Source organism: Pseudoalteromonas sp. P1-9 (assembly GCF_001399975.1).
Lineage (GTDB): Bacteria > Pseudomonadota > Gammaproteobacteria > Enterobacterales > Alteromonadaceae > Pseudoalteromonas.
The window spans coordinates 1-11,761 of sequence record NZ_LKBD01000004.1; the positions used below are offsets into that span (position 1 = coordinate 1).

At 40.0% G+C, this 11,761-nt stretch carries 14 protein-coding genes and 1 pseudogene; 2 read left to right on the plus strand and 13 right to left on the minus strand.

What is annotated here, in order from left to right; translation table 11 throughout:
- Nucleotides 1–150 precede the first annotated feature (150 nt).
- Nucleotides 151–489 carry a P-II family nitrogen regulator gene (locus tag AN214_RS03705; protein ID WP_054978473.1) on the minus strand — a complete coding sequence of 113 codons (339 nt, stop codon included), beginning with the start codon at nucleotides 487–489 and terminating at the stop codon, nucleotides 151–153.
- Between the two features lie 182 nt (nucleotides 490–671).
- Here AN214_RS03705 and AN214_RS03710 point away from each other — a divergent pair, with 182 nt between their 5' ends.
- Entirely contained in the window at nucleotides 672–1,208 is a 537-nt protein-coding gene (locus AN214_RS03710; protein ID WP_054978474.1) for a GspH/FimT family pseudopilin, read from the plus strand.
- Between the two features lie 47 nt (nucleotides 1,209–1,255).
- Nucleotides 1,256–1,777 (plus strand): GspH/FimT family pseudopilin, encoded by a 522-nt coding sequence (locus AN214_RS03715; protein ID WP_054978475.1) that lies wholly within the window; start codon nucleotides 1,256–1,258, stop codon nucleotides 1,775–1,777.
- A gap of 168 nt (nucleotides 1,778–1,945) precedes the next feature.
- On the opposite strand, the gene AN214_RS23300 is transcribed toward AN214_RS03715, so the two are convergent.
- From AN214_RS23300 to lspA, 12 genes and pseudogenes are all read right to left on the minus strand, one after another.
- Nucleotides 1,946–2,086 carry an integrase core domain-containing protein gene (locus AN214_RS23300; RefSeq protein WP_082428479.1) on the minus strand — a complete coding sequence of 47 codons (141 nt, stop codon included), beginning with the start codon at nucleotides 2,084–2,086 and terminating at the stop codon, nucleotides 1,946–1,948.
- Nucleotides 2,050–2,238 (minus strand): annotated as a pseudogene (locus AN214_RS23305) (DDE-type integrase/transposase/recombinase); the annotation flags it as partial. The gene AN214_RS23300 and the pseudogene AN214_RS23305, both read right to left, overlap by 37 nt.
- A gap of 80 nt (nucleotides 2,239–2,318) precedes the next feature.
- Nucleotides 2,319–2,723, minus strand: a complete 405-nt coding sequence (locus tag AN214_RS03720; RefSeq protein WP_054978476.1) for a type IV pilin protein — start codon at nucleotides 2,721–2,723, stop codon at nucleotides 2,319–2,321.
- Nucleotides 2,724–2,725: 2 nt separating this feature from the next.
- Nucleotides 2,726–6,019: a pilus assembly protein gene (locus AN214_RS03725; protein WP_054978477.1), complete on the minus strand. Its 3,294-nt coding sequence runs from the start codon at nucleotides 6,017–6,019 to the stop codon at nucleotides 2,726–2,728.
- Nucleotide 6,020: 1 nt separating this feature from the next.
- Nucleotides 6,021–6,488 (minus strand): hypothetical protein, encoded by a 468-nt coding sequence (locus AN214_RS03730; RefSeq protein ID WP_054978478.1) that lies wholly within the window; start codon nucleotides 6,486–6,488, stop codon nucleotides 6,021–6,023.
- Nucleotides 6,476–7,486: a PilW family protein gene (locus AN214_RS03735; protein ID WP_235576705.1), complete on the minus strand. Its 1,011-nt coding sequence runs from the start codon at nucleotides 7,484–7,486 to the stop codon at nucleotides 6,476–6,478. Before AN214_RS03735 ends, AN214_RS03730 begins: the two co-directional genes overlap by 13 nt.
- Nucleotides 7,487–8,053, minus strand: coding sequence for a type IV pilus modification protein PilV (gene pilV / locus AN214_RS03740; RefSeq protein WP_054978479.1), 567 nt, complete (start codon nucleotides 8,051–8,053; stop codon nucleotides 7,487–7,489). It abuts the gene before it with no gap.
- Between the two features lie 108 nt (nucleotides 8,054–8,161).
- Nucleotides 8,162–8,869, minus strand: a complete 708-nt coding sequence (locus AN214_RS03745) for a LytTR family DNA-binding domain-containing protein (protein ID WP_054978480.1) — start codon at nucleotides 8,867–8,869, stop codon at nucleotides 8,162–8,164.
- A 2-nt stretch (nucleotides 8,870–8,871) separates the two neighbouring features.
- On the minus strand, nucleotides 8,872–9,882 hold the full coding sequence (locus AN214_RS22940; RefSeq protein ID WP_235576706.1) for a sensor histidine kinase: 1,011 nt from the start codon (nucleotides 9,880–9,882) through the stop codon (nucleotides 8,872–8,874).
- A gap of 15 nt (nucleotides 9,883–9,897) precedes the next feature.
- Entirely contained in the window at nucleotides 9,898–10,827 is a 930-nt protein-coding gene (gene ispH / locus AN214_RS03755; protein WP_054978481.1) for a 4-hydroxy-3-methylbut-2-enyl diphosphate reductase, read from the minus strand.
- Entirely contained in the window at nucleotides 10,827–11,267 is a 441-nt protein-coding gene (gene fkpB / locus AN214_RS03760; protein ID WP_054978482.1) for an FKBP-type peptidyl-prolyl cis-trans isomerase, read from the minus strand. Before fkpB ends, ispH begins: the two co-directional genes overlap by 1 nt.
- The gene (lspA, locus tag AN214_RS03765; protein WP_082428481.1) at nucleotides 11,264–11,752 is read right to left on the minus strand and encodes a signal peptidase II; all 489 of its coding nucleotides are present in this window, start codon (nucleotides 11,750–11,752) and stop codon (nucleotides 11,264–11,266) included. Before lspA ends, fkpB begins: the two co-directional genes overlap by 4 nt.
- Between the last annotated feature and the right edge of the window lie 9 nt (nucleotides 11,753–11,761).

Consider the following 11,761-nt stretch of genomic DNA (forward strand, 5'->3'; position numbering starts at 1 on the left):
ATAATCTTTTTGAGTTCTCTTGGATATAGGTTTCATAACATTCTCCAAATTTAAGTTGGAAAAGTGTCAACCGTATTTAGGACTGGTCAAGCACATGAAAAAGGGGCTAGTTCAGCCCCTTTTTTTATGTTTAAAACATTGAAAAGTAAGCTAAATAGCAGCTTCGTCTTCTTCTTGTGTACGAATACGTACCACGCGCTCAATCTCAGAAACGAATATCTTACCATCACCAATCTTGCCTGTCTGCGCCGTTTCTACAATAACATCAACCGCACGGTCTACATCTTCATCGGCAAGTACAATATCTAATTTTACTTTCGGTAAAAAGTCCACCATGTACTCGGCACCGCGATACAGTTCGGTATGCCCTTTTTGCCTACCAAAACCTTTCACTTCGCATACCGTCATACCTGTGATGCCGATTTCTGACAGCGCTTCACGAACGTCATCGAGTTTAAATGGTTTGATAATTGCTTCTATTTTTTTCATAGATATGTTTCCAATATGCTTAATGCCACCATTCTATCGCGTTAACTAATCAATTCAAGGTATTTACTTATAGACATATTGGTAATTATTTTCATCAATATAAATAACTGTTCTAAAAGAATTATACAATCTACTAGTCTGGATTTTTCAAAAGCGTATAATTACTAAAGGAGGTACAAAATATGAAATATGTACAACAAGGTATCACATTACTTGAGTTAATGATTACGTTAGCTATCTTAGGTATTGTAACTGCAATTGCGCTGCCAAATTTAGGCCCTATGTTAGAATCAGATAGAGCTAGCACTTTTATCGATGAATTCACCAGAACAATAAAATACGCGCGTGCAAAAGCAACTTCTACAGATGAATTTGTTGTAGTCTGTCCCATCGCCGATCCTGACACAGGAGGCTCATGTACCTCAGATTGGAAAAATGATCCTATCGTTGCATTTGTCGATAGTGGCCAGGATTTAAACTTAAATAACACTGACGATCAACTTATAAGAGTGATGTCTTTACCAAGTAGTAATGACAAAGTTAGCCAAGACAAAGGTTCAACAGCTATTACCATTGATGGGCAAGGACGTGTCAACCAAGAGCATCAATTTGTAATATGTCCTAACGGTAAAAATGACAATACCTCAGCACTTCAAGTCAGCGTTTCTGGTAACACGTGGAAACTTGGAAGCAATGTTCTTACTTGCGGAACTGTTTAAATAAACTAATATTGAGATAAGAATTTTATTTTTGTGAGGCTTCAAGGATGAAGCGCTATAATTTAGGATATTCTCTCATTGAAGCACTGGTTTCGCTCGTGCTTGTTGGTATTTTATCTAGCATCACAATTCCAAACCTTTCTCGGTTTCTCGCTCAAAATCGACTCGATAATTCAATGATGACCATTTTAAAGTCATTACACTTGGCTAGAGGTTACGCCGTCACCCATTCAACCAACATTACAGTATGTCCATTAGTATATGGCAGTTGCAGCGAAGAATGGCAAAGCGACATCTATATATTCGAAGATCACAATAGCAATTTATCTTTAGATGAAGGTGAGTTCATAATAAGATTCATTGATAAAACTCACCCAAGTGATGAACTAAGCTATCCTCGCACAGCAATCACATATAGACCCGATGGTACAATTAACTTTATGCAATCTGGCAGCTTTATTTATTGCAATAAATCTTTTCCAGGTCTTACAGGAAATCGAATTACTGTAAGCCAAGTCGGAAGGGTACGCATTAAAGATTCTGATAAATGTAAAACACCTACCTTGTAAAATTTAAGGTTAACTCAGTCGACTAGTATTGCTATGTAACTCCACCCAATTTAGTACAGATCTTTCACAGAGTTTTATGCAGTTTCAAGATAACTAATTGATGTCATAGCGCCAAGTGAATCATGAGGGTGTTCATAATTATATATCTAACCTCTCATCTATGATTTCTCATACTTCTTGCACAGACTCAAACAAGTATAAGTCTACCTCTCCTTCGCGATAACGTCGATTAAACCTTTCTACAAAGCCATTTTTATAAGGACCTCCTTGTTTTATAAAATCCGGCTGATGTTGTTTTCCATAGCCCAAGTTTCAAGCGCTATTGAGGTAAATTCTGGACCATTATCTACTCTAATTTTCTTCGGTTTATCGCGCCAAGCAATAATGTGCTTTAGCATCCTAATCACTCTCTCAGCCGTAAAACTAATATCAGCTTCAATGGCTAATGCTTGCTGGTTGAAGCCATCGAATACATGCTATGTACTAGAAAAGCAAAAAAAGCGCCTATAAGGCGCTTTTTTGATAAACTTTATTAACTTGCTTACCTATTCCAGCAAGTATTATTTCCACCTGAGCCTGTTGCGGTCTTTTGTCCTAGTTCGTTAATTTTAAAACCTGAACATTCTGGGTCTTTAGTCGCCGGATAATCTAACGGCGAAGCCGTTACAGAAAATGAGCTACCATCAGACGTTAGTGTTAAAGTAAAGAGTCCAGAGTCACTTGTACTGATTACCCCTAAATCACTCAGCGAGGCTGTGTATTTGTGATTATCCGCATAAAACTGTTCTTGTCGATTAGCTATATCGAGTAATGACGACATTGCCTCAGCACGAGAGCCCTTATACAAATAATCAACATATGAAGGGTATGCTATTGCAGTTAATATTCCAATTATGGCAACCACTACCATTAATTCGATCAGCGTAAAACCAGCTATCTTCTTCATACCTAATTAACCTTATTCGTTATTTCTTTGTACAAATAACTGCGGTGTGTTTTAAACCCAACAAAGCCGCCCGTGAGTTTAATTTCACAATTATTATTTTCGTCACATACTAACTCTGGCACTGCACTATCGTTAATCGATTTCGCTTTAATAATACCCGAATTATTTTCACCGGCGCCAATACCGATTAATAAAAATTGAGATTTAGCATCACTGTCTTCAGAGTAAACTAACTCAGGTGTAGGTGGTATACTATCACCGGTTACGGTATATGCATTCTCATAAATATTAACGCCATAATGCAAGTGAAACGCGTACAAACGCCCTTCACCACCAGTCAAAGAACATGAAGAACTATCTGTTGTACTTGCCATAAACGTTGGGAAATAAGCAACACCACCAATAATGGCCGGTTTTGCTAGCGCTTTTTCACCAACGCCAGTTAACGAATATTTCCAACCGCTGTAACTCGCAAGTTGCGACTCTTTTTCAATAAATTTGTCAGGACTTTTAACCAAGCTACCAAATGTATTCGGATCGATATCCATCAAATCAATCGCTTTTATTGCGCTAGGAGCATTTGTTTTGTATGACTTTGTAATCACATTTGTATCACGTATCATAAATAACTGATCAGTATTTGATGTATCCATCGGCGTTGTGCGATTACCGCTGCCGACCACAATCGCTTCAAATGGTACTGTCATACGCGTTGAATTAACAACATCACCATCCACAGAGTACGATGTTACTTTGCTGTAGTAAGTCCTCGCAACTTCTGGTTGATAAAATAAATTAGCAGAAAGACTTGCAAACTCAAATGCCGACCAATCAGTCGTATTAGTACCCGCTAGGTCAATTCGCCAGATTTTTCCGGCTACATCTGCTGCATAAAGCCTATCGGTATAACCATCATAATCCGAATCTAGCGTGGCGATTCTGCCTACAATACTATCCTTTCCTGCAAATGAAATATCATCCGTACTCCATACTTTGTCGCCGGTTTCAGCATCCACCAAATAAACACCTGCACCAACAGTATTAGCGCCACCTTCTTCAAATTGCTTTTTATCATAACCCGCACCAAACACTAGCAAAGGCTTGTCAGCATATGAAGGGTGATTAACATAAATAACTTTTGGCTGAGACCATGTTTGCCCTAAACTTGGGTAATCTGCATTCCCTTTACTCCATAATAACTTAGGGTTTGCACGGTCAGAGATATCGAGCGCATAATAAGTACTCCCGCCTCGGCGCATACCAAAAAAGGCCCAAGCTGTCTCTCCTGAGTTTACTTTGCCATCACCGTTACTGTCATCATGGTGGATCGTTGGAGTCAAATCCATACCATACAACTTACCTGCCGCATTATCCATTAATGCAGGTTGAATGCTAAATAACTCAGAGGGTATAAATGACCAAACTTCAGTCGCTTTTGTAGCACTTGTATCTTCAAAGAAGTGAACAAAGCCAGCGTTTGTACCAAATAATAAGTGGGTTTTATCTTCTTCACTTCCCTCGTATGTGATGGCCGCAGGTTTTGAGTGGAGTGCATCACCCATAATATGCTGACGTAATACAATGTCGTCACCACTACCACTCTCAATACCGCGCATCCAATTAATCAAATCTTTTGCTTGTTGCTCACTTGCCTCTCCGCCGTAATAATCGTTTAGCGCTAATTTAATTTTTGATAAAACATTCGTATTCTCGCTATTAAAATCGCCATTACCTACGTCTGTGAAAATTTTGCGTTCTGCTGGTGATGTAATTTGAGCATTTAACCCACCCAACGCCACATTACCACCATCAACATCTGGGGCGTCCCCTTCGCTCGGGTTATAGTCAAGCCAAAATGTTTTCGCATGTTTGTCAATTTCACCCTTGTCATTAATTGCTGGTGAATCAGTTTGGTCAACTACACTATGCTCACTGATTTTCAATTTTTTGATATTACCATTCCAGCGAGTTGATCCTATAGGTGAAAACAACGAATAGTAAACAAACTCCTTAGTACGCGTATTATCACTCTGGCTTGCCGCAACCGATGGTGACGTAAAGTTACCCGATAGTTCAAGAATTTGGTTCAATGTCGCTTTAAGGTTTTCATTCAATTTAGTTGGATCGGTGGTATCATAATACTTTCCTTTTCCTTTTTCTGCCGCCGCTTCTAACATGCCCTCACCTTCATCACTCATCCCGTTACCAAAACCTATGGTGTAGGTGTATACATTGTTAACTTTGGTATCTTTTGAATATACGTCATTCTTAGCCATATACTCCGCTAAGCGTGGAAAATGTTGGAATTTAGTGCTTAATGTATGTTCTTTATCATTGTCATCTTTGTATGTTGCGTCTGTATATTTAGCATCTGGCAACAACGTTTCGATTGACCCAGCCGCACTGTGATAACCACTATTGTCACTGGGGTCACCATCAGTCATCATAATAAAGTAGGCATTATTATCACAACGTGGTTGGTAACTGCCGCCAGGGCCTGTTAGGTTCGCAAAAGGCGATATATACGCACTTCCATTTTCAATTGATGTGTCTCGATTCCAACTCAATTTGTCTTTCTCGAACACGTTTTTACCACTAAAATAACGGTAAACTTGAAAAGCAGAATCGGTGATTGGCGTACCATTGGCGCCATTGAGGCCATTAATGATAGTTTTTAACTCAGCCTTAGATTTACTTCCGATACCTGCTACAATATGGCTTGTTGTATCTCTAAAAACACCAACCCCAAAATCAACATCAGCGGCAGTATTAATTACATCTGTAACAGCCGCTTTCGCCACTTTCAGACGACTGTCTGCACATTGTGCTACTTCTTGGTAATCTTCATTGTAAAGTACTGTTTCTTCATAGCACTTTCCGTCGTCGCCAGGGTTTACACTACATTCAACCTTTTTTTGCCATTTATATACAGGTTTTGTTTCTACTTCGTACTCAGCACAATATTCAACTGTCTTTGTTGCCCATTCAGCACAACGCCTCCTACCCCAACGTTTGCAATACCACTCTTCTTTGGTGTCGTACCTAGCACATACGTCTGTTTCTTCCTCTGTATAATAGTCTAATACTTTTCTCGCACATCTTGTTCCAGACTGAGAAGAAAACAGCATACTACCAGAGGTATCAAACATCAGCATTACCCGCGCTGTTTCTTTTTCTTTTAAAAGGGCATTAAGGTATATATCAATGTCTTCTGCGAAGACCTTTGAGCTTAGCGTTAACATAGCAAGCAACATACTTGCTATTACTGTTACTTTTGATAAAGCAGATATTCTCATTTTAAGATCCCCCCATTTCTTGGGCTATGCCCGTGTTAATTGTCATAACATGCTTATTGCCTTTACCATAAGACTGTGATGTAGTCAGTTTTAAATAATTACATTTCATGTCTGGCGTTGGTGCAAAGTTTGGCGGACAATCTAATAACGGTATATTGATATTTTGATTCTCATAAGTCATAACTACTTTGCTGCCACTGCTTAGTAACGTAGCTTCACTGTTAGAGTTATCTTTCTTTTTAATTTCTAAAAACTTGCTATTACCGCCTTTAGCAAGCTCAGTTTTTATTACTTTTTCAGTATCGCCCCGGGCTGAAGACTCCGTGCGATATGATTCTTGCGTAGCGTTGACCATTTTACTATCCAAAGCACTGCCACTCATTACGCTAACAGCTATGCCTGACACCATTAATATCATCAGCATTGCTGCTACTAATACTACGCCTTGCTGCTTGTTTAAATTACCCATTGGTCACTCCCTACATTAACAAGACGAATTGTTGAAGTTAAAAGCTTACGGCGAAAACCATCATTACGTGTAATAGTACGTTGATGCTCTCCTTCTCCCCCCAAAATAAATGTTTGATTTTTGGGCGGGTTATTTCTATCTTCTTCTAAGGTTCTAACCAGTAAGAAGACCTGAACACTTGTAACAACTGCGCTTTGTTGATCCCAATCAGAAGACGACATTTGCTTAGTTGTTTTATAAGTATCAACGCGATCATCATCATTTGTATCTAAGCCAAATAGTAAACGAATGTTTTCTACCCCTTCCATTACGGTTTCTGACACCATCTCACCATTAGCTAAACGCATTCTTTTAAGTGTGGGTACAACCACATTTTTGCCATTCAAGGTATATGTTTGATCTTGAACAAAATACACGTTATGCGAATATTCCCACAGCTTATTATTGCCACCTGGGTCGATTATCGCTCCAGTACCTCTTAAAAAGCGTGCAGTTTGAGGGTTTGCTATAAAATAGGTATTTGATGTTGCCGTAGCAGTGGTAATTTCCTGACCTAATACATGCTTTAATTGCAGAATATCGCTGCCGGTCAATGGGCTTTTTACACAGTTTAGTTCTGTTCCTGCTTCGGCTTCTTTTGCATACATAACATTGAAAGCTTCAACTGCTCCAACTTCTGGGAAAGTGCCGTTATTATTACCTTCAAAACAATCTGTAGTGGGGGCTGAGGGACTTGCCGCTGCAAGTACAAGGTCACTTGGCGCGTTGCCTATAAAATTCCCCCAAAAGCCAGCCAACTCAATATCTCGTTTTAACATATCCATTGCTAACCGACCTGACTCTTGTAACTCGCCAATATCCATGGTGTCTGATGTTGTTACTTTCATACCTAAGTAAGTGAACATAACGCCTGCCAAAATAAATGCTCCCACAAACAGTGAGATCATTAGCTCTAGCATAGTAAAGCCATACTGTTTAGCACTGATTAACATTTTCATTTATGCGGCCCTCATAAAAACATAACTATCAAGCACAACGGTTCTGCGATTAGCTACATCTCCACACTGAATATCTTTATTTGTTGTTTCACTAAGCTTTTGCCTTCCTTGCCAAGCAACAACTACACGAAGAGAAACTCCGTTGTCGTCGGCTGTTGGTGTAATGCAAACAGTGCCATTAGCCAGTGAGCCTGTATTATCAGCAACACGTAATGCTTTTTGCCATTGATATAAATCATATTCTGCCATATTGTCTGACGTGCAACGGGTATTTAAGCAGTTCTTAGCAATTGGCGTATCTTGATAACTAAAAGTTTTACTATAATTTGCGATAATATTAGCGGTGTCATTAGCGCGAATACGCTCAACAATATCATTAGCAAGCGCCAACGCTGCACTACGTTGGTTAGCATCGTAACTGGCTTGCTTTGCGTTAGTTTGCAACGCTACGGTGCCAAGTAAACCAACGGTCAAAATAATAAAAGCCACAAGCACTTCTATAAGTGTGAAGCCTTTATTTACGCGTTGCCTTGGTAATGAGGAAAAAGGTGACGAGTTTGCTCTCATTTTTCATTCATCCTTTAAGCTGAAAATTTTCTAGCTTAATAATCGCTGAACGAAAAATGAAACTCAATTAACAGGGTGTTAACGGTTAAGATTTCAGATAAACGGTAGTTATTGCTGAATTAGCTGTTTAATATGTGGCCACTCGCGCCTACTAACTTCAACTTTTTCATTGAAATCTAATAGTTTAAGCCAGTGCTTGTTGTGGTCTTGGCCAATTTCGGTCAGGTAGCTTTGATTAACAATTGTGTTGCGGTGCACTCTCACAAAGTAAGATTCAAATTCTGATAATAGTTTTTTTAACGAACCTTCAATTAACACGCTTGTATTTGGCGTAATGACACGCAAGTATTTGTCTTCTGAACGAACGAGTCGAACATCAGATACCAACACACTTTTATTTATTCCACTTTCGATAAACTCAATAGCGGCCTGTTGCTTTAACGCAGTTTGCGCGCGATGTGAAATTTTCAGACCATCTATCGCTTTTGCAAGAGCAACTTCATCAATTGGTTTAACTAAATACCCTTGCGGTGCTACGGCAAATGCGGGAAGCGCTTTATCAGGGTAAGCGGTGATAAAAATAATCGCGGGCGGTGGGTTAAATTCTTTTAGTTTTTCAGCAAGTTCTATTCCTGATAAACCGGGCATTTCAATATCAAGTAATGCTAAATCTGGCACTAAGTTATTGCACGCCAGTAACGCCTGCTCAGCGTTTTCCGCAAGCGACACTATGTTAAAGTCTGGCCTTAATTTTTGCAGTAAACGTGCGATCCGCGCGCGCGCTAACGGTTCGTCATCAACAATTAGTACATTCATTGCTATCTCGGGATCACCAACTTAGTGCGAAAACTATCGCCTTGAACAAAATGAGTCAATTTTGCCCGTTTACCAAAATACATTTGTAGCCGCTCTTTAATATTCTCAACCGCAATACCATTGCTAGGCCTTGATTTAGACGCTTCAGGCAAATACGGATTATCGACAATGAGCGACACCGAACTGTTACTTACTAATAATTGCACAGAAATATGCGATGAATTCACACTTGGCTCAACGCCATGGCAAATCGCATTTTCTAAAAGAGGCTGAATAGTTAACGCTGGTATTTTAAGTTCAGGTAAGTGCTCTGGAATTTGCCAATCAACCGTTAACCTATCACCAAAACGCCAAGACTCAACCAGCATATATTGTTGGGCTAATAACACGTCTTTTTCAAGTAAAATCGCTTCATCGCAATGCATTGCAGCACGGGATAAATCCGCCAGCGCTAAAATCGTTTTTTCAGCATCTTGCGCATCGTGATACACCAATTCGGCAGCCATATTAAGACTGTTAAACAAAAAGTGCGGCCTGATCCGCGCTTGTAACGAGCTTAACTGCGCCTTGGTGGCGACTTGCTCTGAATGGCTGCGCTCCGCATGCATAATGCTAAATTGCGCGTAAAGCATTGCGATTATAAACGCAATAAGCAAATTTCGTGTTAGAAATTCAAGCAGCGAAATTTCATCTAAAATATCAAACCAATAAACAAAGTAGCTAGTTGCAAGTGTAAAACCACATATAAGTAGGACAAGTACAATTAGTTGCTGCTGATAACTCGCTTTTTGCAACTGACTTTTAAGCAAGTAAATTGACGTTAAACTGGTGAGTGAAACAAAATGAATAAACAGGCTAACGGGCGCGAGAGCGAGCCAAGGATCGCGGTGAATAAGTGGCGAGAACGTTAAGATAACAGCCAAGAGTTGGCCGACGATAATTACCGCTAACAGTGCGCGGTCGTTAAGTAAGCTTGCTAATAGGTCGCCTTTAATTTGATTCATCGAAATCATTAGCAAGCCTTGTCGTTATCTCAATTCAGCAGGTACCGCAAAGATGATATTTTCTTCTTCACCTGGGTTTTCAATTGCTTCCGTGCCCCCCCACGCTTTGAGTTGGTCTACTACTTGTTGCACTAATACTTCTGGTGCAGATGCTCCCGCGGTTACACCAACGCTCGTCACGCCTTCAAACCAAGCTTGCTCCATTACGCTTGCATCATCAATTAAGTGTGCTGGTGTTCCTACCTTTGCACTAAGCTCACGTAAACGATTTGAGTTAGAACTGTTTTTAGCGCCAACCACTAATACTAAATCACTCTTGTCAGCTAAATCACGCACAGCATCTTGGCGATTTTGTGTTGCATAGCAAATATCGTCTTTACGCGGGCCATGAATGTTTGGGAATTTTGCTCGCAGCGCATCAATCACATCGGCAGTATCATCCACCGACAGTGTTGTTTGGCTACAATAGAACAGGTTATCCGCATCTTTAACTGAAAGTGTTGCCACATCTTCTGGTGTTTCCACCAAGTAAATGCCACCGTCATCATTGTCGTACTGCCCCATAGTACCTTCCACTTCTGGGTGACCATGGTGACCAATTAACACGCATTCTGTGCCTTTGCGGCTAGCACGTGTTACTTCCATATGCACTTTAGTAACAAGTGGGCAGGTTGCATCAAACACTTTAAGCTCGCGGCGTTTGGCCTCTTTGCGAACGGCTTGCGATACACCGTGAGCGCTAAAAATAACAATGTTATCGTCAGGTACTTGGTGCAATTCTTCGACAAATATTGCACCGCGATCTTTGAGACGATTAACCACATATTTGTTATGCACAACTTCGTGACGCACGTAAATAGGCGGCTTAAATAAGTCTAAAGCACGTTCAACAATGCTAATCGCTCTATCAACCCCTGCGCAAAAGCCACGAGGGTTTGCTAACAAAATTTTCATTAATTTCGCACTTCTAAAATTTCAACTTCAAACTCAACCTGTTGTCCCGCTAATGGATGATTAAAATCAACCGTTACAGAATCGCCTGCTACTTCACGAATTAAACCAGGAAGGTCGGTGCCATCAGGTTGTGTAAACGCGATAATTGCGCCTACTTCAGCCGGTGTATCTGAACCAAATTTACTGCGGTCAACATAGTAAATATTATCTGGGTTAGGCATACCAAACGCATCTTCTGGCGCCAGCGTAAAGCTTTTTTCATCACCTTGGCATAAACCTAGCAAACACTTTTCAAAATTTGCAGTTAAGCTACCATCACCCATCACTAATTTAGCAGGTTTGTTATGAACTTTCGTAGAATCGGCAGCTGAGCCATCTTCTAATTTGATTGAAAAGTGAAAAATTACTTCTGAGTTTTCACCAATCTTTAAATCTGTCATTTATCGCTCTCTTTTTGCTCAAAAAATGCATCAAGTAACAATAATCCTGCACCAATACTAATCGCCACGTCAGCAATATTAAATACTGGGAAGTCATACTGCTCATAGTACACATGCAGGAAGTCAATCACGTATCCATGTACTAAGCGATCAATCAAATTACCAATTGCGCCAGCTAACACTAAAGCATAAGCACCGCACAGCAACTTGTTAGTAGCAGGTAGTTTCTTTAACCAGTAAATTAACAGCACACTAATCGTTACTGCAATTGTGCTAAAGAAATAACTTTGCCATCCACCTGCTTCGCTTAAGAAGCTAAATGCAGCACCATAGTTGTGCACATAAGTGAAATTAAATACTGGCAGAATATCAATTGTTTGGTAGAGAGACATTCCTGTGCTCACTATCCATTTAGTAATCTGGTCTAGTGCCAGCAAAATGATGCTGAGCACTAACCAAATTAGACCACTACGTCCTTTTAACACACAAATCCC